Below are 26091 nucleotides of genomic sequence, written 5' to 3'. Positions count from 1 at the left end.
GTTTCTTCCTTTAACTTCTAGTTCTTAATTCGAAGTTTTTGAGTTCACGTTCAGAGCGTCTTCAACCAACGCTTTTTGTTGTTTCAAGTGCACCGACATGTAGCCAACTGCTGGCGAAGCAGAAGCTGGGCGACCTGCGTATTTAAGATCTGCACCTGCAGGAATAGCGGCACGGAAGTTGTGTTGGCTACAGTACCAAGCACCTTGGTTCTGAGGCTCTTCCTGACACCACACGAAGTCTTCAACGTTAGTGTATTGAGCAATCGCTGCTTGTACTTCTTCCATCGGGAATGGATAAAGCTGCTCGATACGCACGATAGCAACATCGTCTTGCTCGTTGTTACGGCGCTGCTCCAGTAGGTCAAAATAAACCTTACCTGAACAGAACACGACGCGTTTTACTTTGCTTGGGTCTAAATCATCTACTTCTGGAATTGCAGATTGGAATGTACCGTCCGCTAAGTCTTCAATTGTCGAAGTACATAGGGGATGGCGCAGCAAAGATTTTGGCGACATAACAATCAGAGGTCGACGCATTGGGCGTACAACTTGACGACGAATCATGTGGTATACCTGAGCCGGTGTTGAAGGAACTACAACCTGCATATTTTGCTCAGCACACAACTGAAGGTAACGCTCTAGACGTGCAGAGGAGTGCTCAGGGCCTTGACCTTCGTAACCGTGAGGTAGAAGCATTGTGAGACCACACAAGCGTGCCCATTTCTGCTCACCTGACGAAATGAATTGGTCAATCACAACCTGCGCGCCGTTGGCAAAGTCACCAAACTGCGCTTCCCAGATAGTCAAACCACCTGGCTCTGCTGTTGCGTAACCGTATTCAAATGCCAATACCGCTTCTTCTGACAGTACTGAGTCAAACACTTGGAATGGACCCTGATTGTCATGAATATTCGCTAATGGAATGTACGTACTTGCATCTGTTTGGTTATGAAGAACCGAGTGACGGTGGAAGAAAGTACCACGACCCGAATCCTGACCAGAAAGGCGAATACGCTTGCCATCATCAACTAATGTTGCATACGCCAATGTTTCGGCCATACCCCAGTCGATTGCTTTTTCACCGGTCATCATTGCTAGGCGATCGTTGTAAAGCTTATTAACACGGCTTTGCAGTTTATGGCTTTCTGGATACTGACAAAGACGATTACCCAACTCGATAAGACGCGTCTTGTCATATTTTGAATCCCACTCCATATCCCATTCATGCCCTAAGTAAGGGGACCAGTCCACAGAGTGCAACGCCATTGGACGCCATTCTTTAACTACCACTTCACCGCGGTCTAATGCGTCGCGGTACTCATTGACTAACTGAGTCGCTGTCTCGATATCTGATTCGTTTTTATCGATCAGAATATCCGCATACAATTTGCGTGGTGTAGGGTGTTTTTTGATTTTTTGGTACATCAAAGGCTGAGTCGCGTTTGGCTCATCGGCCTCGTTGTGACCGTGGCGACGGTAACACACCAAATCAATCACGACATCGCGCTTGAACTCGTTGCGGTAATCCAAAGCAATACGAGTAACAAAAGCAACTGCTTCTGGGTCATCAGCATTCACATGGAAGATTGGCGCCTGAACCATCTTCGCGATATCTGTACAGTACATCGTTGAACGCGTGTCACGAGGGTTAGACGTCGTAAAGCCAACTTGGTTGTTAATAACGATACGCACCGTACCACCGACTTGGAAACCACGAGCCAGTGACATGTTGAACGTTTCGGCAACCACACCCTGACCAGCGATTGCAGAGTCACCGTGGATAGTGATAGGAAGCACTTTGCTACCTTGATTATCACCCAAGCGGTCTTGACGTGCTCGCACCGACCCCATGACTACTGGGTTGACGATTTCTAGATGCGATGGGTTAAATGCAAGAGCTAAGTGAACATCACCACCTGGGGTAGCAAAGTCGGCAGAGAAGCCTTGGTGATATTTCACATCACCCGTGCCCCAAGTTTCGTCGTGTTTACCGGCAAACTCATCGAACAGATCTTGAGGCTTCTTACCAAGCACGTTCACCAGCATGTTCAAACGACCACGGTGAGCCATACCGATAACCACTTCACGCATCCCACTTGTTCCTGCGTGACGAATCAACTCTTTCGTCATCGGAATCAGTGCGTCACCACCTTCTAGAGAGAAACGTTTTGCACCTGGGAATTTCGCCCCGAGGTAACGCTCCAAACCTTCAGCGGCTGTTAGCTCTTCTAGGAATGTGCGCTTCTCATCTTTGTTGAATGATGGCTGGCCTACGACAGACTCAAGACGTTGTTGGATCCAACGTTTTTGCTCTGTGTCAGTCATGTGCATGTATTCAGCACCGATGGAACCGCAGTAAGTTTTGTTGAGGGCTTCATAGATGTCTTTCAACTTCATGGTTTCTTGCCCAACAGCAAAAGAACCTACGTTGAAAGTTTCTTCGAAGTCATCTTCGGTAAGATTATGAAAAGCAGGGTCTAACTCCGCCACGGTTGGGCGTTGCCATAGACCTAGTGGGTCTAATTCTGCAGCTTCATGTCCGCGGAAACGGTATGCGTTGATTAGCTGTAGAACTTTTACTTGTTTTGCATCGACATCTGGGTCACTAACTTGGACATTGTAATGCTTTGTTTCTCTAGCGAGTCGACGGAAGTAGTCACGGACACGTGAATGTGGTTGTTCTGCCACTTCTTCTGACGGCTTAGGTAAGCCTTCAAAAACACGTTTCCACTCCTCACTTACCAGATCGGGATCACTTAGATACAGTTCGTAGAGGTCCTCTACATACGTTGCATTGGCGCCAGCCAAGTGTGAAGACTCGAGCCATGCCTTCATCACGCCGTTGTGCATATTTTCCCTTAACCAGTAGTTTTCACGTTTGCTTCGGTCTTTGCCGAGCTATAAGAGCCGACCAGAACTAGTCGGCAATTTTTGTATTCTTTACTCGAAATATTCTTGAAGCAGTGAAGCGGTCATATCGGGTGATCCGCAACACTGCGACATTCCTAAGAGCGAGTAAATTAAACCGAGCGATTAACCAGCATCGACTTAATATGGCCGATGGCTTTCGTCGGATTTAATCCCTTAGGACAAACACTTACACAATTCATGATGCCATGGCAACGAAAAACGCTAAATGCATCATCAAGATCAGACAAACGTTCATCTGTTGCCGTATCACGACTATCAATTAGCCAGCGGTACGCCGCAAGAAGACCTGCTGGACCGATGAATTTGTCAGGGTTCCACCAGAATGATGGGCAAGACGTTGTACAACATGCACACATGATACATTCGTACAATCCATCTAAATGCGCACGATCATCAGGCGATTGTAGGTTCTCGCGTGATGGTGGTAATGCACCATCATCAATCAAGAATGGTTTAACTTTCGCATAGTTATCATAGAACTGCGTCATGTCAACGATAAGATCGCGCACGACAGGTAACCCTGGCAGTGGACGAATAACTATCTTATCGCCTTGTAGAGCAGATAACGGTGTGATACACGCTAGACCATTTTTACCATTCATGTTCAAACCATCAGAACCACATACCCCTTCACGGCATGAGCGACGGAACGCGATGCTTGGATCTTGCTCTTTTAGCAGAATCAATGCATCAAGCACCATCATGTCTGAGCCTTCGTCTACCTCAAGGGTATACTCTTTCATGTAAGGCTTGGTATCCACATCCGGATTGTAACGGTATAAAGAGAAGTTCAATTTCATAGTCGTATCCTCCCTTTAGTATGTACGTACTTTCGGCGGGAAAGCTTCACGATGCGTTGGCGTCATGTTCACATCACGCTTAGTCATCGCTTCTGTTTCCGGGTTGTAGATAGAGTGACATAACCAGTTCTCATCATCACGCTCAGGGAAATCGAAACGTGCATGTGCGCCACGGCTTTCAGTACGGTAGTTCGCCGCTACGGCTGTAGAGAATGCTGTTTCCATCAAGTTGTCTAACTCTAGACACTCAATACGTTGCGTGTTGAACTCTGAAGACTTGTCCGCTAGATGCGCATCTTTCAAACGTTCGCGAATCACTTTCAACTCTTCTAGACCGGTTGCCATCGCATCGCCTTCACGGAATACCGAGAAGCTGTTTTGCATGCATGCTTGTAGGTCTTTACGAATCTGAACTGGATCTTCACCACCAGTGCTGTTTTCCCAACGCATAGTACGTGCTAGAGACGCTTCAATATCAGATTCTGTTGCAGGACGAGCTTCCGCTTGCGCTGCTAGCGTTTCGCCAAGGTGCAAGCCAGTGGCACGACCAAATACAACTAAGTCTAGTAATGAGTTACCGCCTAGACGGTTTGCTCCATGTACTGATACAGAAGCAATCTCACCACATGCATATAGACCTTGTACTTCCATCTCGCTGCCGTCAGCCTTTTGCTTGATTGCTTGGCCAGACACTTGAGTCGGTACACCACCCATCATGTAGTGACAGGTTGGAATCACTGGAATTGGCTCTTTCACTGGATCAACGTGCGCGAAAGTACGAGACAGCTCACAGATACCAGGCAGACGTGACTCAAGCACTTCTTTACCAAGGTGATCCAACTTCAGCTTAATGTGTGGACCCCAAGGACCATCACAACCACGGCCTTCACGAATTTCGATCATCATTGAACGTGCAACTACGTCACGACCAGCAAGGTCTTTCGCGTTAGGAGCATAGCGCTCCATGAAACGTTCGCCATCTTTATTTAGAAGGTAACCACCTTCACCACGACAACCTTCTGTAACAAGAACACCTGCACCAGCGATACCCGTTGGGTGGAACTGCCACATTTCCATGTCTTGCATAGGTACACCCGCACGCAATGCCATACCTACACCGTCACCAGTGTTGATGTGTGCGTTAGTGGTCGACGCGTAAATACGACCTGCACCACCTGTTGCTAGAATCGTTGCTTTTGATTTGAAGTAACAGATTTCGCCTGTTTCCATACAAATCGCAGTACAGCCCATTACGGCGCCGTCTTGGTTTTTCACCAAGTCTAGTGCATACCATTCCGAGAAAATGGTGGTTTTGTGTTTCACATTTTGTTGGTAAAGCGTATGCAGAAGCGCGTGACCTGTACGGTCCGCAGCAGCTGCTGTACGTGCAGCTTGCTCACCACCAAATTCTTTTGACTGACCACCGAATGGACGTTGGTAGATAGTACCGTTATCAAAACGAGAGAATGGAAGACCCATTTTTTCTAGTTCGATAACGGACTCAGGGCCATTTTTACACATGTATTCAATCGCGTTCTGGTCACCGATGTAATCGGAACCTTTAACGGTATCGTACATGTGCCATTGCCAATCGTCTTTGTGCGAGTTACCCAGAGCAACGGTAATACCGCCCTGTGCAGACACAGTATGAGAACGTGTTGGAAATACTTTTGATAACAAAGCACATGATAGGCCTTGTTCTGAAATTTGTAGTGCAGCGCGCATACCTGCACCACCAGCGCCGATTACTACGGCATCAAACTCACGAACTGGAATAGACACTTACGCACCCCACAGAATAAATAGACCAGAGAAGACATAGCCGAATAGCACGGCAATAACACCAAGTTGCAGTGCGCCACGCAGTTTCGCGCACTTAATGTAATCCGTTAATACCTGCCACAAACCGACCCATGCGTGGATCAGGATCGAGACAAGTGCCAACATGGTGAATACTTTAGTGAAGGTACCACCAAAGAATTGGGTCCAAGATGCGTAAGAGATATCTGAAAATGCACAGAAGCTAATCAGATAAATCGTGTATAGCGTCATAATGATTGCAGTTGCACGAATTAGTAGGAAATCGTGTACACCATTACGACCAAATGAAGATACGTGTTTTACCATACCAAGATCCCCGCCAATAATGATAATACTGCTGTTGCACCAAACGCGACTTTAGCGCTCATCGTGCCAGAATCTAGCTCTTCAAAGTGACCTAGATCCATCAACAAGTGACGGATACCACCTGCAATGTGGTAGGCAAGTGCAGTAAGAATTCCCCACAGGATGAATTTTACGAAGAAGCTATCGACGATGTCAGCGGCTTCCATAAAACCCATTGGGGATGACAGAGAAATGGACAGTAACCACAGTAGTATACCCACCGCAACAAACGTAATTACCCCAGACACACGGTGTAGGATGGATGCGATTGCTGTGATAGGAAAGTGGATGGTCTGTAAATCTAAATTAACAGGTCTTGACTTTCTTTCTTTCACGGGCTTGCTCACTCAGCTCCATTGAGCATTTATTGTTATAACCAATTTCAGCTTCCAAACGTACAAAAGTTAACATCTATTTAACAAATATCGCGAGTAACCACCCAGATAATTGTAAACAACTTGTTAACAACCGGAGTCCAGCAACAAACCTCACTCTTTGTTTCTAGCCCCGAATTTATAAGGATTTAACTAAAATTTTCTTAGCCAATATACGGCGAGCAACATTCTAATACAATTGGTGTAACAAATTATGCTACATAGAACAGATTTTTAACGATTTTCATGAGAAAAATCATAACAAGTGCACACAAAGATGGAGAAAAATTGACTTTAAGCTTTAACAACAGTACAAAAATGGCACATAAACATCCTGGACGGATTAAATAATAAACAAAGGAGATTGTTATGGCGGATAAGAAAGCGACCCTTCATGTTGAAGGTCAAGCGCCAATCGAACTGCCAATTATGGACGGTACGCTAGGTACACCTGTAATTGACGTTCGTAAGCTGGGAGCCAATGGTTACTTTACTTTTGACCCAGGTTTTCTTGCCACTGCATCTTGTGAATCATCAATCACGTACATCGATGGCGGCAAAGGTATTCTTTTGCACCGCGGTTTCCCGATTGATCAATTAGCCAATAACGCAGATTACTTAGAAGTATGTTACATCCTTCTTTATGGTGAAGCCCCTACCCGAGAACAATACGAGCAATTCAAGACGACCGTAACGCGTCATACTATGGTCCACGAGCAAATCGCAAGCTTTTTCCATGGCTTCCGACGTGATGCTCACCCAATGGCAGTAATGTGTGGTGTAGTCGGTGCACTTGCAGCCTTCTACCACGACTCTCTTGACATCAACAACGACGAGCACCGTGAGATCGCGGCGTACCGTCTGCTATCGAAGATGCCGACACTGGCTGCAATGTGTTACAAATACTCTATCGGTCAGCCATTTATCTACCCACGCAACGATTTGAGCTACGCAGAAAACTTCCTACACATGATGTTCGCAAACCCTTGCGAAGAGTATGAAGTAAATCCTGTCGTTGCGCGTGCGATGGATAAAATCTTCACGCTACACGCGGATCACGAACAGAATGCGTCGACGTCAACTGTACGTCTAGCTGGCTCTTCTGGTGCTAACCCATTTGCATGTATTGCCGCTGGTATTGCATCACTTTGGGGACCTGCTCACGGTGGTGCAAACGAAGCGTGCTTGAGAATGCTAGAAGAGATTGGCAGCGTCGATAACATCCCTGAGTATGTAGACCGCGCGAAAGACAAAGATGACCCATTCCGCTTAATGGGCTTTGGTCACCGCGTTTATAAAAACTACGATCCACGTGCGACAGTAATGCGCGAAACGTGTCATGAAGTTCTCAAAGAGCTAAACATTCAAGACCCTCTACTAGATGTAGCAATGGAACTTGAGCGCATTGCGCTTTCTGATGAGTACTTCGTTTCTAAGAAGCTGTACCCGAACGTAGACTTCTACTCAGGTATCATTCTTAAAGCGATTGGTATTCCAGTTTCTATGTTTACGGTTATCTTCGCGATTTCTCGTACCATCGGCTGGATTGCTCACTGGAACGAAATGCACAGCGATCCACTGAACCGCATCGGTCGTCCTCGTCAGCTATACACTGGTGAGACACAGCGTGAGTTTTCTCCACTTCACGAACGTGAATGATCTTTTTAGTTAGAAGATAAACAAACAAAAGGGTTGAGATTTTGTCTCAACCCTTTTTTCTTTTCAGCGTTTCACGTTATGAATAGCGAACACTAAACCGGATTATCAATATCGATAAACTCCACATGTAGGCCATACTCATCCGCTAGCCATTTTCCTAAAGCCTGAACACCATAACGCTCAGTAGCATGATGACCTGCAGCAAAGTAATGAATGTCCATTTCACGAGCGGTATAAGTGGTACGCTCTGAAATTTCTCCAGAGATAAATGCATCCAGCCCGTGTTGTACAGCAAGTTCAATAAAATCCTGCCCTCCACCAGTGCACCAACCGACCGTCTCAATCATCTTATCGGTATTCTCTGGAGCTATATGCAGTGGTTGTCTATCAAGAGCTTGATTGATCTTGCTCGCAAACTCAGCACCAGACATCGGTTTTTTCAAGCGTCCAAACATGGCTACTGATTGAGGGTGTCCTTCAAGCCCACCTTCTACTTCTATTTCAAGTAAGCGAGCTAATTCGGCGTTGTTGCCTAGCTCTGGGTGAATATCCAGAGGAAGGTGATAACCATATAAGTTGATATCGTTTTTGATCAGACTACGAATTCGTTTACCTTTCATACCACGAATTGGCTCAGGTTCACCTTTCCAAAAATAACCGTGATGAACGAGTAATGCGTCTGCATTAAGCTCAATCGCTTTATCGATTAAGGCTTGAGAGGCAGTTACGCCAGTGATAATACGCTTTACGGCTGGCGTCCCTTCTACCTGTAACCCGTTTGGTGCGTAATCTTTAATTAACTGCGGTGACAGTTTGTCATTAAGAATCTGTTCTAGCTTTAAGTTATTCATTATTACTTCCAATTTCTAGCGCATGTAAACCTAAATAACCTCTCGATGAAATCAGACCGAGAGTGTGCAACCTAGTTGATACAACAACGTTTTGACATCTGGCACCTTGATATCATTTAGGTATTTAAAGTGTATCTCGAACCCTAATATCGATGCTAGCCACCCTACCCTCAAAAGCAAATTTAGTTACAATAACAAAGCTTGTCGCCTCACCATACATATAGGGATACGGATGAACCAACTGCAACGCTTTTACCAATGGATCGCCACTTCACCTCCTCTTTTCAAGTTACGCCCTCCGTTTACAACCTTAGAGGATCTTTCGGTAACGCCTTTAAATAACGCTGAGCAATACAATGGTAATCCAAGATTGGGCTTTTTATATCAGCACTTATGCACTGCAGTTCTCTCTAGTTCAGAACGATATCAGGTTATCGCGGAAGAGGTTCAGTTAAACGACATCGAAGGTAAGACCATTGGTGCTATCGACTTGGTGTTGCGGAATACAGAATCAAATCAAATAGAACACTGGGAAGTAGCGATTAAGTTTTATCTTCTTTATAACGGCGTTTGGTATGGTCCGAATGCTCACGACCAGCTGCATACAAAACTGAATAGAATGCTTACTCATCAGTTGAAAATGAGCGATCGCCCGGAATTTCAAAAAATAATTCCGTTAAACGACGCTCCACAAGAACGTCTATTGATGCAAGGACGACTCTATATTAATCCGTTTACTCCAGAGCCAACTCCTAGCGAGTGCTTGGGTTATGAACTAAATCCAAGTCAGATTAGTGGTTACTGGTGCTACCAGAGCCAATGGGAGTTAATCGGTAAGCCACTTTATCATTTACACAAACCATGCTGGGCGATTGGTACGGACGATTTATCTCAACCCATTGAAAAGCCTTCAGACAGATTTGTACATGCACAAACGGAGGACGGTCAATTCTGGTTTGTGGTACCGGATTCCTGGCCCGGAAACAACTCAGTTCAGGAATCTTAAAACGCAAAAGGGTTGATGCTTGCACATCAACCCTTTGTTTTCTAAATCGACTATTGAATGGTTTACAGGCCGGCAGCTGCAAACACTTGATTAACGATCTCTTGTGCTTCTGCTTCAATTTGTTTTAGGTGCTCTTCACCTTTGAAGCTTTCACAGTAAATCTTGTAGATGTCCTCTGTGCCTGATGGACGAGCAGCAAACCAGCCGTTTGCCGTCGTTACTTTTAGACCACCGATTGCAGCACCATTACCAGGCGCATGCGTTAGACGAGCAGTGATAGCATCACCCGCTAGAGTTTCAGCCGCTACCATTTCTGGTGACAACTTCTTCAGTACGTCTTTTTGAGGGCCATTCGCTACAGCTTGAATACGGTTGTATTTCGACTCACCGTGTTTCGCCGCTAGCTCTTCATAGTAGTCTTGTGGGTTCTTACCCGTTACCGCAGTGATCTCTGCCGCTAGAAGACATAACAAGATGCCGTCTTTGTCTGTTGACCAAGGCGTACCATCTTTACGAAGAAAAGATGCCCCGGCACTTTCTTCGCCACCGAAGCCGAATTTACCAGTGTACAGACCATCAACAAACCATTTAAAGCCTACTGGTACTTCACATAGCTCACGACCTAGATCCGCAACAACACGGTCAATCAGTGCACTTGATACTAGTGTTTTACCAACCGCTACATCTTTACCCCATGCGTCACGATGGCGGTATAGGTAGTCGATACAAACGGCTAAGAAGTGATTCGGGTTCATCAAACCTTTTGGCGTAACGATACCGTGACGGTCGTAGTCAGGATCGTTACCAAATGCTAGATCGTACTCATCTTTCAATGCCAATAGACCCGCCATTGCGTAAGGAGAAGAACAGTCCATACGTACAACGCCGTCTTTATCGAGAGACATGAATTGGAAAGAAGGATCAATCGCTTCACTTACTAGCGTTAGGTCTAGGTTGTATGCCTGACCAATTTGACGCCAGTAATCGATGCCGCTGCCACCCAATGGATCTACACCAATCTTCAGATTTGCTTTTTGGATTGCTTCCATATCGATAACGTTCACCAGATCATCGATATAGGGTTTAACCAAGTCCATCTCCACAAACAGATCCGATGCTTTTGCTTCTGCTAGTGGTAAGCGTTTAACACCTTGTAAACCTTCGGCAATCAGTGCGTTCGCACGATCTTCGATAGCTTGAGTCAACTCAGCTTCTGCTGGACCACCGTGAGTCGGATTGTATTTGATACCGCCGTCTTGTGGTGGGTTATGAGATGGTGTAATCACAATACCGTCTGCTTTTTCATCGTGCTTGATGTTGTAAGTCAGAATTGCGTGCGAGATACCTGGTGTTGGCGTGTAGCCGTTATCCTGCTGTACGATGACTTTTACGCCATTCGCAATCAAAACTTCAATCACGCTAGAAAATGCAGGTTCAGACAAAGCATGCGTGTCTTTACCGACAAACAAAGGACCTGTGGTCCCTTGCTGGGCACGAACTTCTGCAACCGCTTGAGCAATAGCCAAAATGTGGTTTTCGTTAAATGTATGCTTATCAGCGGTACCACGGTGACCTGATGTGCCGAATTGAACCTTGTGATCGGGGTTCTTAGCATCAGGTTGAAGCAAGAAGTAATTGGCAACAAGTGCCGGAATATTATGAAGATCTTCCTGCTGCGCTTTTTGCCCAGCACGAGGGTGCATAGCCATGTTTGACATCCTTTCTTTAAATACAAATAAAATTAAAAAAGCCTCATAATATCCGCTAACTGCGACACATTATGAGGCTTCTATCAGGTTTCTTAGATTGAACCTGTTACTTTTTCTATTAAGTCAGGTTGGTACCCCATGTGTGTCATCACTTGTTCAACCATCTGTCTTTTACGACTGGTATTGTTGTTCGTGATAACCCAAAACGGTGTGCCAGGAATGGCTTTTGGCTTGGTCGTGTTGCCATTTGCCAACAAGGTTTCTTCATTATCTGCAAAGTACACGCGTTTGCGTCCCTTTACATTCGTAGCCTGCGCGAAACCTTCTGGATTTAATTTATGTAAGGTCGATAGTACTAACATAAAGCGATCAATCGCTTTTTTTAGACCGGCAAACTCATCAGAAATAAGCAGCGAACGCATTTCTTTCACTACATCAACAGATTCCGTTTTACCCGCATCTTTACTTACTACAATCCCTTGTGGCTTCTCTACTACAGGCGCGGCTTCAGCTTCCTGCGACTGACCATCAAGGTTTAAAAGGCGTCGCAAAATATCCGAGGCGCTTTCACCGATATGCTTAGTTTGGCTAGCAATGTAACGGTATAGATCCTCATCAACCTCAATTGTTTTCATTCGCTTTTCACATTCTCAATGTTTAAACTCTGGGGGATTATAACGAGATCCTCTCGGATACTCCACGTTAAACCCATCACGAATAAGATAAAATGTCAGCATTACTCAACTATAAGCAGGAAGGCCAAGGCCAAACAGTTGTTTTGATTCACGGATTGTTTGGTAGTTTAAGTAATCTGGGTCTACTAGCCCGCGATCTTATTAAAGATCACACGGTGATCAGTATTGATCTGAGAAATCACGGCCTCTCTTTTCACTCAAACATTCATAATTACGCCGACATGGCAAAAGATGTGGCACAACTCCTACAACACTTAAATGTTGATCCATCTATTATTATTGGGCATTCAATGGGTGGAAAGGTCGCGATGACACTGGTGGACATTGCTCCAGAGCTCGTCAAACAGTTGGTTGTGCTCGACATGGCACCTGTCGCCTACACAGCAAACCGTCACGACAATGTGTTTAATGGTTTACACGCCGTAATTAACGAAAAGCCAGCAAGCCGTCAACAAGCGATGGATATCCTAGCTCAACATGTTGAGATCGACGGTGTAAGACAATTTCTCTCTAAGTCACTATACAAAAATGGCGATAAAATGGACTGGCGGTTTAACGTACCGAGCCTTTTTGAGAATTACGCACAAATTATCGGCTGGCAGGAAATTGCCCCAACAGACATACCCACTCTGTTTGTTAAAGGTGGTGATTCCGATTACTTAATGCCAGAGCACCAACCTGCGGTGCAAAAACAGTTCAAACAAGCAAAAGCACATATTATCGCTAATACTGGCCACTGGCTTCACGCCGAAAAACCGGCTGAAGTAATGAGAGTCATTCGGAAATACATTTCGAGTTAACAAATTCGAAAAGCAACAATAGATTATTGAAATAACCCTTCTTGTAGTGCATTAACTTTACCGTTTAACAGTGGTATAGTGCGCCCAAGATTTTTCGGCATGAAGGGCTAAAATGCTTTACGACTATATGGATATGCTCGAGTCTATTGGGCTCGATCTTCTTTTTGCTGCTATCTTCTTTTTCATCGGGATGGCGATAAAAGATGTGCTAAAGCAAGGCAATGTACCTGTTTTTGGTCGTCGTATTGTGTGGTTAGTCCTTTTCCTAGGCTGTGCTGGCTTTATTGCAAAAGGTGTAATTCAGCTAACTTGGGAAGGCTCTGGGTTAGGTTAAACCCTTAGTACCATCGCCAATAACAAACAATGTAAAGGTATAGACTCTATGGCAAGTGTAGGTATCTTCTTCGGTAGCGACACAGGTAATACTGAAGCCGTTGCAAAGATGATTCAAAAGCAACTAGGTAAGCATCTAGTTCACGTTCAAGACATCGCGAAAAGCAGCAAAGAAGACATTGATAACTTCGATCTTCTTCTTCTAGGTATCCCAACTTGGTACTACGGCGAAGCACAATGTGATTGGGATGATTTCTTCCCTGAACTTGAGCAAATCGACTTCTCTACTAAGCTAGTGGCTATCTTTGGCTGTGGCGACCAAGAGGACTACGCAGAGTACTTCTGTGACGCGATGGGCACAGTACGTGATATCGTTGAGTCTAAAGGTGGCACAATTCTTGGCCATACTTCAACAGAAGGCTACGAATTTGAAGCGTCTAAAGCACTTGTTGAAGGCGACGACAGCCAATTCGTAGGTCTATGTATCGATGAAGACCGTCAACCGGAACTGACTGACGAACGTGTTGAGAACTGGGTTAAACAGATTTACGAAGAAATGTGTTTAGCTGAGCTTGAAGGCTAAATAAATCGAATTATACAAAGACCTCCGATTGGAGGTCTTTTTGTATATTTTCACAAAGCATCGGTGAGCACTTCCTCTTCGCGATACTGAGGTTTCTTTCTTACATAAAGCTTGCGTTGAACCTCTGAAACCACATTCCCCTGCTTATCTTTTACATGGGTAATAAATTCAGGAAAACACTTTTCTCCATTCCGTGTCATTTGATAAATGTTTTCTAGCATCCCTTCAGTAACTTCGAATTCTGCATATAAATCACTTTGCCCTGGCTTAATAAAGTTAATACTCGCCTCTTTATCCCACACGTAATACTCCTCGCGTAGAATCCCCATCAGCATCAACGAGTAAATGGGATCAGTTAAAGAGAAAATACTGCCACCATACTGAGTACGATTGGCGTTTTTATTCCACCAGCGAAGCTTCAAACGCACCTTCACGGTACGAAAGTCTTCAGAAATATGTAAGATTTTAATACCAGCGCCCCAAAAAGGTGGCCAAATATTGAGTGCGAATTTTACAATTCCTGGTTTGTATATCTTCGCAAGTCGCTTATTCATCGCAGTCCGTGCCCTCTCCAAGCTCAATGTTACATAATTGTAACTGGTCAGACCTGTAATATAATCGACCTGTTTCTAATTTACAAAAAGATTCTATTAACCCTTTGAAGTTCGTGGTTTAATGTTCTGAGCGCTTATCCTATAATGGTAGGAAGATTGAATTCTGTTAAATCGCTGCAGATGATCCAACGGGAAAGTATATGTCAGATAATAATCAGGCGCTGAAGGATGCGGGTTTAAAAGTAACCCTTCCAAGGCTAAAAATTCTAGAAGTACTTCAGCAGCCAGACTGCCAGCACATCAGTGCTGAAGATTTGTACAAAAAGTTGATTGATCTAGGTGAAGAGATTGGCCTAGCAACTGTTTACCGAGTTCTAAACCAATTCGATGATGCTGGTATTGTAACTCGTCACCACTTTGAAGGTGGTAAGTCAGTCTTCGAATTATCGACTCAACATCACCACGACCATCTAGTGTGCCTAGACTGTGGTGAGGTAATTGAATTTTCTGACGATCTTATTGAAGAACGTCAAAAAGAGATTGCAGCTAAGTACAATGTCACGCTAACAAACCACAGCTTATACTTGTACGGCAAGTGCAGTGATGGTGGTTGTAAAGACAATCCAGATGCACACAAACCAAAAAAATAACGGTTTGTTGATTTAAAATAAACGTCAGCTCATGCTGGCGTTTTTTGTTTCTGAGGGCGATATCTTTCAATAGCTGAATTGCCGTACCAACTTTTGTAAAGCGTCGATTAGACTTACCAATTCAAACCTTAATAAACATCATTGTTTTTTTTCAAACCGAACATTTATCAAACGTCCCTCGTTCTTAAGCAACTCCCTACACTACCTATAACCGCCGCATTACGATAATGAGAATAAAAAAATGCCAGCATTTGCTGGCATTTTTATCGATTTTTGCATTAATCGAGATTATTGGTTCTCAATTTTTGCCCAAGTATCACGTAGGCCAACCGTGCGGTTGAATACTAGTTTATCTGCTGAAGAATCTTTCGAGTCTGCGCAAAAGTAACCCATACGCTCAAACTGGTAGCCTTTTTCTGCTTCTGCTGACGCTAAGCTAGGCTCTACAAAACCATTGATCACAACTAATGATTCAGGGTTGATTGTAGAAGCAAAGTCTTCTGCTGCACCCGGGTTTGGAACCGTAAATAGACGATCGTACAGACGGATTTCCGCTGGTAATGCTTTATCAGCTGATACCCAATGAATCACACCTTTTACTTTACGGCCATCAGCCGGGTTCTTACCTAGTGTGTCTGCATCGTAAGAACAGAAGATAGTCGTGATGTTGCCTTCGGCATCTTTTTCAACGCGCTCTGCTTTGATCACGTAAGCACCACGTAAGCGAACTTCTTTACCTAGCACTAAACGCTTGTACTTTTTGTTCGCCTCTTCACGGAAGTCTTCACGCTCAATCCACAACTCACGAGTGAATGGTACTTCACGCACACCCATCTCTGGTTTGTTTGGGTGATTAGCAACCGTCAAGTTTACTACTGCACCTTCTTCAAAGTTTTCGATAACAACTTTAACAGGATCCAGCACAGCCATTGCACGCGGAGCGTTCTCGTTTAGGTCATCACGAATACAAGATTCTAATGAGCTAAACTCGATCATATTTTCTTGCTTCGTTACACCAATACGCTTACAGAATTCACGGATAGATGCTGGCGTGAAGCCACGACGACGCAGACCAGAGACTGTTGGCATACGTGGGTCATCCCAACCGTTAACCAGTTTTTCAGTGACGAGTTGATTAAGCTTACGCTTAGACATCACTGTGTACTCAAGGTTTAAGCGACTGAACTCGTATTGATGCGGACGGCTTTCGATCGTGATGTTGTCCAGAACCCAGTCGTACAGACGACGGTTATCCATAAACTCAAGCGTACAGATAGAGTGTGTAATGCCTTCTAATGCATCAGAGATACAGTGCGTGAAGTCGTACATTGGGTAAATGCACCACTTATCACCAGTTTGGTGGTGCGTAGCAAAACGCACACGGTATAAAACTGGATCGCGCATAACCATGAATGAAGAACCCATGTCAATCTTGGCACGAAGACACGCTTTACCTTCTTCAAATTCACCAGCGCGCATTTTTTCAAATAACGCTAAGTTCTCTTCAACAGAACGGTCACGGTATGGGCTTGGTTTACCTGGCGCCTTTAGCGTGCCACGGTATTCACGAATCTGCTCTGGACTTAGCTCATCTACATACGCTAAGCCTTTGTTAATCAATTCAATTGCATATTCGTAAAGCTTATCGAAGTAGTTTGATGAGTAACATACTTCACCACTCCACTCAAAGCCCAACCAGTTTACATCTTTCTTGATAGACTCAACGTATTCGATGTCTTCTTTTTCAGGGTTCGTATCGTCGAAACGTAGATTACATTGACCCTGGTAGTCCTGAGCAATACCGAAGTTCAAACAGATAGACTTAGCATGACCGATATGCAGGTAGCCATTTGGCTCCGGCGGGAATCGAGTATGCACGCTAGTGTGTTTACCATCCGCTAGATCTTTATCAATGATCTGGCGAATAAAGTTTGATGGACGAGCATCAGCTTCACTCATCTATAGCACCTCAAAAATATTAGTATTGTCAGAGAAAACGGAACCCTGCATCCAAGTATGGTTTCACAGAGTACATTGTTCCTAATGATCCACAATTCTAAGCAATTAGACAACAAGAACTCGCTCTAAAACGACAATATTTATCGAGTTAGCGTGAAAGCAAAGCAGATTCAAAGGGCCTAAACGAAAAAAGGCCTCCTGCGGAGGCCTTTTGCGATGTTGTAGTATCAATTGTTTGCAATACCAATAACAAACAATCACACCACTATTAAACAGTTAAGCTGGTAGCTGAACACCACTTAAGTCTTCATCTTTAGATACATTCTTCATCTCACCAGCAACAATCTCTGCTAGTGGACCAAGAATAACTTGTAGGTTGTTTGTACCTAGCTTCACAACTCCCATAGCTCCAAGATCTTTCAGAGTTTTCTCATTGATAACGCTCATATCTTTCACAGAAAGGCGCAAACGAGTAATACAGGCATCGATAGAACTTAGGTTGTCATGACCGCCAAGTGCCTTCAAGTACTGACGAGCAAGCTCTGAAGAATTGCTTGATCCAGCCACGTTAGATGAAGATTCTTCATCATCTTCACGTCCCGGTGTTTTAAGGCCAAACTTAACAATCACGGTACGGAACACGAAGTAGTAAACCGCAAAGAAACCAAGACCTTGTACAATGAGCATGTACCAGTTTACCGCTAGCGGGTTACGAGTCGACAATACTAAGTCGACTAAACCAGCAGAGAAACCGAAACCTGCAATCCACTGCATTGATGCCGCGATATAAACTGATAGACCAGTCATCGCTGCGTGAAGAACGTACAGTCCTGGAGCAAGGAACATGAATGCAAATTCAAGTGGTTCTGTTACACCTGTAAAGAATGAAGCAAACGCAGCCGCAATCATGATAGATGCCACTTTCTCTTTATTCTTTGATTTCGCAGTATGGTACATCGCTAGAGCAGCGCCTGGTAAACCAAACATCATGATTGGGAAGAAGCCCGCTTGGTACATCCCCGTAACACCTACCGTTGCCGTGCCTTCAGCTAATGATTTCGCACCGCCAAGGAAGTTTGGAATGTCATTGATACCAGCAACATCAAACCAGAACACTGAGTTTAGTGCATGGTGCAGACCAACAGGAATTAGAAGACGGTTGAAGAATGCGTAAACACCTGCACCTGCTTCACCCATACCTTGAATGCTTTCGCCAAAACTTACCAGACCACCGTATACTGATGGCCAAACGTACATCAGGATGAACGCAATAACGATACCGGCAAAAGACGTTAGGATAGGTACAAGACGCTTACCAGAGAAAAACGCCAGTGCTTTGTGCAGCTCTACGTGAGAAAAACGGTTGTACAACTCAGCAGAAACAATACCAACCAAGATACCTACGAACTGGTTATTGATTTTACCAAATGCAGCAGGTACTTCACTTGGGTCAATGCCTTGAATTTGTGATACTGCACCAGGGGCCAAAAGCGTTGTGACAACTAAGAAGCCCACGAAACCTGAAAGTGCAGCGGCGCCATCTTTGTCTTTAGACATTCCGTAAGCAACACCAACAGCGAACAATACTGACATGTTGTCAATGATCGCTGCACCAGCTTTAATAAGAAATGCAGCAAGTGCACTGTTTGCGCCCCAGCCATTTGGGTCGATCCAGTAGCCAATACCCATGAGTATTGCTGCTGCAGGAAGTGTGGCAACCGGCACCATAAGCGCCTTACCCACCTTCTGGAAGTATCCGAGAATATTCACCTTAAGTTCCCCCTATAGGATTAGATGTTATGTTGAATGACTTATTTCAGTCGTCCAATTTAGTCATCCTCAGTTTATGACATTAATTTTGCTCCGCAAATTAAAAGCTCACCGTTTGTGATCATAATCACCACAATTTGCCCTTTCGGAAGGTTTTTGCTAGCGAGATCATAAAACTTATTTTATTATACGAAAAAATGGCGTTTTAAAGATAATATTCTCGCACTTTATGCAAGGCAGAATCAGTGTTATTTTGGTATCTAGGCGGGTAAATCACTGTAACTTTGCTCTGAAAAAGAATCATAAAAAACCATACAATTATTACTTTTCAGTTAGTTACTATGACAATAACATCGATAAAACGCGACTTGCTGTATGTGACTCGTTATCTAATTCAGTGATACAAACTAAGTACCCATATGACTAAAGCAGTCTCCACTTAGGTAACGATATAGAAATTGAATTCTCATCTATAAGGACTAGCTGACTATGTACGCGCTAAGTAACTGTAAAATTTATACCGGTAGTGATGTTCTTACCGATCATGCGGTCATCATCGAAAACGACCTTATTCAATCTATTGTACCGGCTGCAGAGCTACCTCAGGGCATCGAAGTGAAAGACCTCGCAGGCGCAAACCTAAGTCCGGGCTTTCTCGACCTGCAACTGAATGGCTGTGGCGGTGTAATGCTAAACGATGCAATCACACCGGAAACCATGCAAATCATGCACGAAGCAAACCTCAAGTCCGGCTGTACTAGCTTCTTACCAACGCTCATTACTTCATCAGACGAAGATATGCGAACTGCAATTTCTGCCGCTCGTGAATACCACAACCAATATCAAAACCAATCACTTGGTCTACACCTAGAAGGTCCTTATCTTAACGTCGCGAAAAAAGGTATCCACAACGTCGATTTTATTCGCCCGTCAGATGAAAGCATGATTGATCTTATCTGCGCAAACGCCGATATCATCGCTAAAGTAACGCTTGCACCAGAGCAAAACGATCCAGAACATATTGCACGATTAAAAACAGCCGGCATCGTAGTTTCTATTGGTCATACAAATGCGACCTACGCCGAAGCGCGTAAAGGCTTTGAAGCAGGTATTACTTTTGCCACACACCTATTTAACGCGATGACACCAATGGTTGGTCGTGAACCTGGAGTTGTTGGTGCAATTTACGATACGCCTGACGTTTATGCTGGCATTATTGCCGATGGTTTCCACGTAGACTACGCAAACATCCGAATTGCTCATAAAATCAAAGGTGACAAGCTTGTTTTGGTGACGGATGCCACAGCTCCAGCAGGTGCTAACATTGATCACTTTATTTTTGTCGGTAAGAAAGTATATTACCGAGATGGTAAGTGTGTTGATGAAAATGGCACACTAGGCGGCTCAGCTTTGACAATGATAGAAGCAGTTCAGAATTCAGTTGAGCACGCGGGGATCGCTTTAGACGAAGCTCTACGAATGGCCACGTTATACCCAGCAACTGCAATTGGTGTTGAGGATCGCCTTGGCCGAGTTCGAAAAGGGATGGTTGCAAACCTGACCATTTTCGATCGTGACTTCAAAGTAAAAGCGACGGTTGTTAACGGACAATACGAGCAAAATTAAGCATGAATGGCGGACAGATTGGTAATGTAGATTTAGTAAAACAGCTTAACAGCGCTGCGGTATATAGGCTGATTGATCAGCAAGGTCCTATCTCCCGTATTCAAGTCGCAGATGTGAGCCAGCTCGCACCTGCTAGTGTTACCAAAATAACCCGCCAACTTTTAGAGCGCGGCCTTATTAAAGAGGTCGCCCAGCAAGCTTCAACTGGTGGTCGTCGTGCAATCTCTCTGACCACCGAAGTCAAACCCTTCCACTCTATTGCGGTTCGTTTAGGTCGAGATTACGTACAATTTTGTTTGTACGATTTAGGTGGCACTGCACTTGCGGAAGATCAGCACGAACTGCATTACACCAACCAAGCAGACTTGATCGCTGGGCTTATCGATTTACTTAAAGACTTCGTTAACCGTTGCGAAGACAAAATTGATCAGCTCATCGCAATTGGTATTACGCTACCGGGCCTTGTTAACCCAACAACAGGCGTAGTTGAGTACATGCCAAATACCGATATCGATAATCTGGCGCTGGGTGAAATTGTTGGGGAGAAGTTTAATACCGCATGCTTTGTTGGGAATGACGTACGTGGCATGGCGTTAGCGGAGCACTACTTTGGGGCAAGCCAAGACTGTCAGGACTCCATTTTAGTTAGCGTTCACCGCGGTACTGGCGCAGGTATTATCGTTAACGGCCAGGTTTTTCTTGGCTTTAACCGCAACGTCGGTGAAATTGGTCATATCCAAATCGATCCGCTTGGTGAACAGTGCCAATGTGGGAACTTTGGTTGCTTAGAAACCGTAGCAGCGAACCCAGCTATTATCCAACGAGTAAAACAATTGATTGCTCAAGGCTATGAGTCAAGCTTGACTGACCTTGAAAACATCACGATTGAAGCTGTGTGTCAGCATGCAATGGATGGTGACGAACTTGCAAAGCAGAGTTTAGTGCGAGTGGGTAACCAGTTAGGTAAAGCGATTGCAATTACCGTTAACTTGTTTAACCCTCAGAAAATTGTCATTGCGGGCGACATTACTGCCGCACAAGATATTGTCTTCCCTGCAATTCAACGTAATGTCGAAAATCAATCTCTCAAAACTTTCCATAACGACCTTCCTATCGTGGCTTCACACATTGATAAGCAGCCAACGATGGGCGCATTTGCGATGATTAAACGCGCAATGCTAAACGGAGTTTTGTTACAAAAGTTACTTGAAGACTAAGTTTATACAACTAATTGAGTTACAATCTCGGGCTGTGTTTTCACAGCCCGTTTTTGTATATCAGGAATACAGCTCAACAGTATGGAAATTATTCTAATTACAACAGCTTTTTTAGCTGGCTTTATTGCGCTTAAATGTAGCCTCCCTCCCCTCGTTGGTTTTCTACTGGCAGGATTTGGTTTGCATGCATTTGGCTATCAAAGCAATGACGTTATCGTCACTCTTGCAGATCTTGGTGTCACTCTTCTTCTATTCACGATCGGACTCAAGCTTGATGTCAAAACGCTACTGTCCAAAGAAATATGGGGAGGAGCGACCGCCCACAACATACTGTCTACCGCTTTTTTTGCACTAGCGCTATCAGGTTTAAAACTACTGGGCTTAACTTCGCTCGCCAGTATGGATAGCGGTCAAATCCTACTTTTAGCTTTTGCACTATCGTTCTCCAGTACCGTTTTTGCCGTAAAAGCATTGCAAGAAAAAGGGGAAATGAACGCTACCTACGGCACACTCGCGATCGGTATCTTGGTTATGCAAGATATTTTTGCCGTGGTATTCCTGACTGCTTCAACTGGCAAAGTCCCAGAATGGTATGCCATTGGTTTGTTCGCATTGCCTTTCCTTCGTCCGCTATTCTATAAGCTGTTAGATAAAGTTGGCCACGGCGAAATGCTGGTGCTGTTCGGTATTTTCTTCGCGCTTGTTGTTGGGGCAGGGCTATTCGAACTGGTCGGTATGAAACCAGACTTGGGCGCGCTGATTTTAGGCATGTTGCTCGCAGGCCACCCTAAAGCTTCAGAGCTATCCAAATCGCTATTCAATATGAAGGAGCTGTTCTTAGTCTGCTTCTTTTTAAACATTGGCTTGTCCGCTTCATTGAGCGTCAATGGTGTCGTACTCGCCCTACTATTTATCTTACTGCTGCCAATAAAAGGGCTCTTGTACTTCGTCACGATTAATCACTTTAAGTTTCGAGTACGTACCTCTTTGCTCGCCTCTTTATCGCTGTTCAACTACAGTGAGTTTGGCCTTATAGTCGCAGGGTTGGCCTATAAAATGGGCTGGATGCCAAGCGATATGCTCGCTGCGATTGCGGTTGCGGTGTCTGTGTCCTTTATTATTTCTGCGCCACTTAACCGCCTTAGCCACAAAATTTATCAACACTCCGGCAAGTGGCTGCAAGAGACAGCCGCAGAAAAGCTTAACCAGCGTGACCAACTCATTAACCCTGGGCATGCCCAGGTATTGATCTTAGGCATGGGGCGCATCGGGACTGGGGCCTATGATGAATTACGTGCGCGCTATGGCAAAATTTCACTAGGCATAGAAATTCGTGAAGATGCAGCACATCAGCACCGTTCAGAGGGAAGAAACGTGATCGCTGGCGATGCCACAGACCCAGATTTTTGGGAACGAATTTTAGATACAGGTCATGTCAAACTGGTGCTGCTTGCCATGCCTCATCATCAAGGTAACCAAACCGCACTTGAGCAGCTTAAACGCAGAAAATATAAAGGGCAAATAGCTGCTATCGCCGAGTACCCAGATCAGTTGGAAGGTTTGCTGGAAAGCGGAGTTGACGCCGCATTCAATATATACAGTGAAGCAGGTAGCGGTTTTGCTCGACATGTGTGTAAACAACTTGAACCTCAGTTCACACCAATAAAATAAGCAACCATACTAATATTTTTTAAAAGCCTTTCTATCAATAGAAAGGCTTTTTTGTATGATTTTTATACCAAACCTTGATTCCATTCACCAAACCAGCCATTAAATTAAATAATATTTACACAACAAGGCTTTTTATCATTTTTATAATCACAAAACGTTGCTTTTTTTACTAGTAATGGCAAATTGAAGCCATACCGATTAGAAATTATTTAGTTTAGTAAGGATGTAGTATGTGTTCAGTATTTGGCATTTTAGACATTAAAAGCGATGCAGCCGCATTGCGCCCTATCGCATTAGAAATGTCGAAAAAACTTCGTCATCGTGGCCCTGACTGGTCTGGGATTTACTCTTCAGAGCGCGCTATTTTAGCGCATGAGCGCTTGGCGATTGTTGGTCTAAATAGTGGTGCACAACCGCTATACAGCCCTGATAAAAAGCTCATCCTTGCAGTCAATGGTGAAATCTACAACCATAAAGAAATTCGTGCTCGTTACGAAGGAAAATACGAGTTTCAAACCGATTCAGACTGTGAGGTCATTCTTGCACTGTACCAAGATATGGGTGCAGATCTCCTTGAAGAACTAAACGGTATTTTCGCTTTTGTTCTGTACGATGAAGAAAAAGACGAATACTTAGTCGGTCGCGACCACATTGGCATTATCCCTCTTTATCAAGGTCATGATGAGCATGGCAACTACTATGTTGCATCAGAGATGAAGGCACTTGTTCCAGTATGTAAAACAGTGAGCGAGTTCCCTCCTGGTAGCTACTACAGCTCAAAAGATGCCGAGCCAACGCGTTACTATGTTCGTGACTGGAACGAATACGCTGCCGTTCAAGGTAACACCACCAGCAAAGAAGAACTGACTGAAGCACTAGAAGCAGCGGTTAAACGCCAACTAATGACGGATGTTCCATATGGTGTTTTACTATCAGGTGGTTTAGATTCATCCATCACCTCTGCTGTGGCTAAACGTTTTGCTGCAATGCGAATTGAAGACGATGAAAAGTCAGAAGCTTGGTGGCCACAACTGCACTCTTTCGCTGTTGGCCTAGAAGGCGCGCCTGACCTGAAAGCCGCTCGCGAAGTTGCCGACCAAATCGGTACCGTTCACCATGAAATGACTTATACAATTCAAGAAGGTCTCGACGCGATTCGCGACGTGATTTACCACATCGAAACGTACGATGTGACCACCATTCGCGCATCCACGCCTATGTTCTTAATGGGTCGCAAGATCAAAGCGATGGGCATTAAGATGGTACTTTCTGGTGAGGGCGCTGACGAAATCTTTGGCGGCTACCTGTACTTCCACAAAGCACCAAACGCGAAAGAGTTCCACGAAGAAACAGTACGTAAGCTGCTTGCTCTGAACATGTTTGACTGCGCGCGCGCAAACAAATCGCTAGCGGCATGGGGGGTTGAAGGCCGAGTACCGTTCCTTGATAAAGAGTTTATCGACGTTGCAATGCGCCTAAACCCAGCAGATAAGATGTGTGGCAACGGCAAAATGGAAAAACACATTCTACGCGAGTGTTTTGAGCATTACTTGCCAGAGTCGATCGCATGGCGTCAAAAAGAACAGTTCTCTGATGGCGTAGGTTACAGCTGGATTGATACGTTGAAAGAAGTCGCAGAGCAAAAAGTGACGGATCAGCAGATGGAAACGGCTCAATACCGCTTCCCATACAACACGCCAACCACAAAAGAAGGTTACGTGTACCGAGAAATCTTTGAAGAGCTCTTCCCACTACCTTCAGCGGCTGAGTGTGTGCCAGGTGGTCCTTCAGTAGCTTGTTCATCAGCGAAAGCGATTGAATGGGATGAGTCATTCCAAAACTGTGTAGACCCGTCAGGTCGTGCGGTGCAAACCGTCCATAACGACGCTTACTAAGCGACTAAGTAGGGTGCCATGCCCTACTCCTAATCGGTAACCATCGTTGTTTTGCTAAGCTCGCTAAACAGCGTCCCACTGCTGGTGATTACCAGCAAGATTAAAAAAGAGGTGCCAAAGCACCTCTTTTTTTGTTTGTACACATTAGCTATTTCAAGTCTAAATCGCTGTTATCAATACTGACAGGCACTCGTTTAGTAATCATCTGCACTAACATGATTGAGCGTTTCTCACCATCTTGCTCTTGGAAGATAGCATCTATACCAGCAAACTGACCGCTCTTAACTCGGATTTGATCACCTGGTTTTGGCATACACTCAGAAGCGGTATTTTCATTACAGCATTTTTCTAGCTGCATCAATTCAAAGACTAAGTCACCTTGGACTTCTTTCGGTTGAGCACCAAAACGCACAAAATCAACAACCCCTCGAGTGGAGCGGACTGAGGTGAAGTTAGGTCCCTGTTCATAATCAAAGTAAGCAAACACATAACAAGGAAACAGCGGCTCTTCGACTTTTTGTCTTTTCCCGCGCAAAATCTTCTCAACTTCTACAGTTGGATAAAAGCACTCTACACCTTGGTTTTCAAGGTGCTGTTTCGCCCTAACCTGCTCCCCACGTTTACAATAAAGTAGATACCAACGTTTCATCTTTTTTACTAGCCAATTCTATTTTGTTTTTATCCTAGCATTAAGCCCAAGTTGAGTCATTGACATTCAGTTTATCTATAAAAGTATGATTATACATCGCTCGCATTAACAGCATCTTTTCAAGAGCTTACGAGAAGAAGTCCATAGACAAAAATGGAAATTAAGTTTGTAACACAGCCAACACACCATCATA

At 44.5% G+C, this 26091-nt stretch carries 22 protein-coding genes; 10 read left to right on the top strand and 12 right to left on the bottom strand.

Features of this window, described 5'->3' with window-relative positions; translation table 11 throughout:
- Positions 1-24: 24 nt before the first annotated feature.
- The 5 genes from sucA to sdhC form a co-directional block, all read right to left on the bottom strand.
- Positions 25-2850 carry a 2-oxoglutarate dehydrogenase E1 component gene (sucA, locus tag L3V32_RS01525; protein ID WP_005393014.1) on the bottom strand — a complete coding sequence of 942 codons (2826 nt, stop codon included), beginning with the start codon at positions 2848-2850 and terminating at the stop codon, positions 25-27.
- Positions 2851-3020: 170 nt separating this feature from the next.
- Positions 3021-3731 (bottom strand): succinate dehydrogenase iron-sulfur subunit, encoded by a 711-nt coding sequence (locus L3V32_RS01520; RefSeq protein ID WP_005382174.1) that lies wholly within the window; start codon positions 3729-3731, stop codon positions 3021-3023.
- Between the two features lie 15 nt (positions 3732-3746).
- Positions 3747-5513, bottom strand: a complete 1767-nt coding sequence (gene sdhA, locus L3V32_RS01515; protein WP_005393016.1) for a succinate dehydrogenase flavoprotein subunit — start codon at positions 5511-5513, stop codon at positions 3747-3749.
- Positions 5514-5858 carry a succinate dehydrogenase, hydrophobic membrane anchor protein gene (sdhD, locus tag L3V32_RS01510; RefSeq protein ID WP_005382169.1) on the bottom strand — a complete coding sequence of 115 codons (345 nt, stop codon included), beginning with the start codon at positions 5856-5858 and terminating at the stop codon, positions 5514-5516.
- Complete coding sequence (gene sdhC, locus L3V32_RS01505) at positions 5852-6244, bottom strand: succinate dehydrogenase cytochrome b556 subunit (protein ID WP_017634811.1); 393 nt, start codon at positions 6242-6244, stop codon at positions 5852-5854. Before sdhC ends, sdhD begins: the two co-directional genes overlap by 7 nt.
- Before the next feature lie 396 nt (positions 6245-6640).
- On the opposite strand from sdhC, the gene L3V32_RS01500 reads away from it, so the two are divergent.
- A complete protein-coding gene (locus tag L3V32_RS01500; protein WP_005382163.1) occupies positions 6641-7930 on the top strand; it encodes a citrate synthase in 1290 nt (429 codons plus the stop codon).
- Positions 7931-8022: 92 nt separating this feature from the next.
- Here the strand turns inward: L3V32_RS01500 and L3V32_RS01495 are convergent, their stop codons facing one another.
- Positions 8023-8781 (bottom strand): Nif3-like dinuclear metal center hexameric protein, encoded by a 759-nt coding sequence (locus L3V32_RS01495; protein ID WP_104971392.1) that lies wholly within the window; start codon positions 8779-8781, stop codon positions 8023-8025.
- A gap of 232 nt (positions 8782-9013) precedes the next feature.
- Here L3V32_RS01495 and L3V32_RS01490 point away from each other — a divergent pair, with 232 nt between their 5' ends.
- On the top strand, positions 9014-9787 hold the full coding sequence (locus L3V32_RS01490) for a DUF1853 family protein (protein WP_053303293.1): 774 nt from the start codon (positions 9014-9016) through the stop codon (positions 9785-9787).
- 62 nt (positions 9788-9849) lie between these two features.
- Here L3V32_RS01490 and pgm read toward each other — a convergent pair whose 3' ends face one another.
- Positions 9850-11496, bottom strand: a complete 1647-nt coding sequence (pgm, locus tag L3V32_RS01485) for a phosphoglucomutase (alpha-D-glucose-1,6-bisphosphate-dependent) (protein ID WP_114322600.1) — start codon at positions 11494-11496, stop codon at positions 9850-9852.
- Between the two features lie 92 nt (positions 11497-11588).
- Complete coding sequence (gene seqA / locus L3V32_RS01480; protein ID WP_237283688.1) at positions 11589-12131, bottom strand: replication initiation negative regulator SeqA; 543 nt, start codon at positions 12129-12131, stop codon at positions 11589-11591.
- A gap of 92 nt (positions 12132-12223) precedes the next feature.
- On the opposite strand from seqA, the gene L3V32_RS01475 reads away from it, so the two are divergent.
- The 3 genes from L3V32_RS01475 to fldA all read left to right on the top strand — a co-directional run bounded on the left by L3V32_RS01475 (position 12224) and on the right by fldA (position 13907).
- Positions 12224-12991 (top strand): alpha/beta fold hydrolase, encoded by a 768-nt coding sequence (locus L3V32_RS01475; RefSeq protein ID WP_012842048.1) that lies wholly within the window; start codon positions 12224-12226, stop codon positions 12989-12991.
- 112 nt (positions 12992-13103) lie between these two features.
- Positions 13104-13325 (top strand): DUF2788 domain-containing protein, encoded by a 222-nt coding sequence (locus tag L3V32_RS01470; protein WP_005393038.1) that lies wholly within the window; start codon positions 13104-13106, stop codon positions 13323-13325.
- A 48-nt stretch (positions 13326-13373) separates the two neighbouring features.
- Positions 13374-13907, top strand: a complete 534-nt coding sequence (gene fldA, locus L3V32_RS01465) for a flavodoxin FldA (protein WP_005393040.1) — start codon at positions 13374-13376, stop codon at positions 13905-13907.
- A gap of 50 nt (positions 13908-13957) precedes the next feature.
- Here fldA and L3V32_RS01460 read toward each other — a convergent pair whose 3' ends face one another.
- Positions 13958-14461, bottom strand: coding sequence for a DUF4442 domain-containing protein (locus L3V32_RS01460; RefSeq protein ID WP_047009532.1), 504 nt, complete (start codon positions 14459-14461; stop codon positions 13958-13960).
- Between the two features lie 200 nt (positions 14462-14661).
- On the opposite strand from L3V32_RS01460, the gene fcrX reads away from it, so the two are divergent.
- Positions 14662-15111 carry a ferric iron uptake transcriptional regulator FcrX gene (gene fcrX, locus L3V32_RS01455; protein WP_005382141.1) on the top strand — a complete coding sequence of 150 codons (450 nt, stop codon included), beginning with the start codon at positions 14662-14664 and terminating at the stop codon, positions 15109-15111.
- A gap of 288 nt (positions 15112-15399) precedes the next feature.
- Here fcrX and glnS read toward each other — a convergent pair whose 3' ends face one another.
- Together glnS and nagE are read right to left on the bottom strand one after the other, a co-directional pair.
- On the bottom strand, positions 15400-17070 hold the full coding sequence (gene glnS / locus L3V32_RS01450; RefSeq protein WP_237283687.1) for a glutamine--tRNA ligase: 1671 nt from the start codon (positions 17068-17070) through the stop codon (positions 15400-15402).
- Between the two features lie 276 nt (positions 17071-17346).
- Positions 17347-18840: an N-acetylglucosamine-specific PTS transporter subunit IIBC gene (nagE, locus tag L3V32_RS01445; protein ID WP_167426807.1), complete on the bottom strand. Its 1494-nt coding sequence runs from the start codon at positions 18838-18840 to the stop codon at positions 17347-17349.
- 489 nt (positions 18841-19329) lie between these two features.
- On the opposite strand from nagE, the gene nagA reads away from it, so the two are divergent.
- From nagA to asnB, 4 genes are all read left to right on the top strand, one after another.
- The gene (nagA, locus tag L3V32_RS01440; RefSeq protein WP_237283686.1) at positions 19330-20466 is read left to right on the top strand and encodes an N-acetylglucosamine-6-phosphate deacetylase; all 1137 of its coding nucleotides are present in this window, start codon (positions 19330-19332) and stop codon (positions 20464-20466) included.
- Positions 20467-20468: 2 nt separating this feature from the next.
- Complete coding sequence (locus tag L3V32_RS01435) at positions 20469-21683, top strand: ROK family protein (RefSeq protein WP_006742713.1); 1215 nt, start codon at positions 20469-20471, stop codon at positions 21681-21683.
- 81 nt (positions 21684-21764) lie between these two features.
- A complete protein-coding gene (locus L3V32_RS01430) occupies positions 21765-23354 on the top strand; it encodes a cation:proton antiporter family protein (protein WP_006742714.1) in 1590 nt (529 codons plus the stop codon).
- 230 nt (positions 23355-23584) lie between these two features.
- A complete protein-coding gene (gene asnB / locus L3V32_RS01425; RefSeq protein WP_005393054.1) occupies positions 23585-25249 on the top strand; it encodes an asparagine synthase B in 1665 nt (554 codons plus the stop codon).
- 148 nt (positions 25250-25397) lie between these two features.
- On the opposite strand, the gene rfaH is transcribed toward asnB, so the two are convergent.
- Positions 25398-25898 carry a transcription/translation regulatory transformer protein RfaH gene (gene rfaH, locus L3V32_RS01420; protein WP_005393056.1) on the bottom strand — a complete coding sequence of 167 codons (501 nt, stop codon included), beginning with the start codon at positions 25896-25898 and terminating at the stop codon, positions 25398-25400.
- Positions 25899-26091 lie beyond the last annotated feature (193 nt).

The organism is Vibrio sp. J2-4, from assembly GCF_021728155.1.
GTDB lineage: Bacteria > Pseudomonadota > Gammaproteobacteria > Enterobacterales > Vibrionaceae > Vibrio > Vibrio diabolicus.
The sequence above is the reverse complement of the archived record's forward strand: the minus strand, read 5'-3'. Positions and strand labels throughout refer to the sequence as shown.

Excerpts from the sequence above, each read along its gene's own strand:
- sucA (WP_005393014.1), bottom strand. The coding sequence starts at position 2,850 with ATGCACAACGGCGTGATGAAGGCATGGCTCGAGTCTTCACACTTGGCT.
- L3V32_RS01520 (WP_005382174.1), bottom strand. The coding sequence starts at position 3,731 with ATGAAATTGAACTTCTCTTTATACCGTTACAATCCGGATGTGGATACC.
- sdhD (WP_005382169.1), bottom strand. The coding sequence starts at position 5,858 with ATGGTAAAACACGTATCTTCATTTGGTCGTAATGGTGTACACGATTTC.
- L3V32_RS01500 (WP_005382163.1), top strand. The coding sequence starts at position 6,641 with ATGGCGGATAAGAAAGCGACCCTTCATGTTGAAGGTCAAGCGCCAATC.
- L3V32_RS01495 (WP_104971392.1), bottom strand. The coding sequence starts at position 8,781 with ATGAATAACTTAAAGCTAGAACAGATTCTTAATGACAAACTGTCACCG.
- L3V32_RS01490 (WP_053303293.1), top strand. The coding sequence starts at position 9,014 with ATGAACCAACTGCAACGCTTTTACCAATGGATCGCCACTTCACCTCCT.
- pgm (WP_114322600.1), bottom strand. The coding sequence starts at position 11,496 with ATGGCTATGCACCCTCGTGCTGGGCAAAAAGCGCAGCAGGAAGATCTT.
- seqA (WP_237283688.1), bottom strand. The coding sequence starts at position 12,131 with ATGAAAACAATTGAGGTTGATGAGGATCTATACCGTTACATTGCTAGC.
- L3V32_RS01475 (WP_012842048.1), top strand. The coding sequence starts at position 12,224 with ATGTCAGCATTACTCAACTATAAGCAGGAAGGCCAAGGCCAAACAGTT.
- L3V32_RS01470 (WP_005393038.1), top strand. The coding sequence starts at position 13,104 with ATGCTTTACGACTATATGGATATGCTCGAGTCTATTGGGCTCGATCTT.
- fldA (WP_005393040.1), top strand. The coding sequence starts at position 13,374 with ATGGCAAGTGTAGGTATCTTCTTCGGTAGCGACACAGGTAATACTGAA.
- L3V32_RS01460 (WP_047009532.1), bottom strand. The coding sequence starts at position 14,461 with ATGAATAAGCGACTTGCGAAGATATACAAACCAGGAATTGTAAAATTC.
- fcrX (WP_005382141.1), top strand. The coding sequence starts at position 14,662 with ATGTCAGATAATAATCAGGCGCTGAAGGATGCGGGTTTAAAAGTAACC.
- glnS (WP_237283687.1), bottom strand. The coding sequence starts at position 17,070 with ATGAGTGAAGCTGATGCTCGTCCATCAAACTTTATTCGCCAGATCATT.
- nagA (WP_237283686.1), top strand. The coding sequence starts at position 19,330 with ATGTACGCGCTAAGTAACTGTAAAATTTATACCGGTAGTGATGTTCTT.
- L3V32_RS01435 (WP_006742713.1), top strand. The coding sequence starts at position 20,469 with ATGAATGGCGGACAGATTGGTAATGTAGATTTAGTAAAACAGCTTAAC.
- L3V32_RS01430 (WP_006742714.1), top strand. The coding sequence starts at position 21,765 with ATGGAAATTATTCTAATTACAACAGCTTTTTTAGCTGGCTTTATTGCG.
- asnB (WP_005393054.1), top strand. The coding sequence starts at position 23,585 with ATGTGTTCAGTATTTGGCATTTTAGACATTAAAAGCGATGCAGCCGCA.
- rfaH (WP_005393056.1), bottom strand. The coding sequence starts at position 25,898 with ATGAAACGTTGGTATCTACTTTATTGTAAACGTGGGGAGCAGGTTAGG.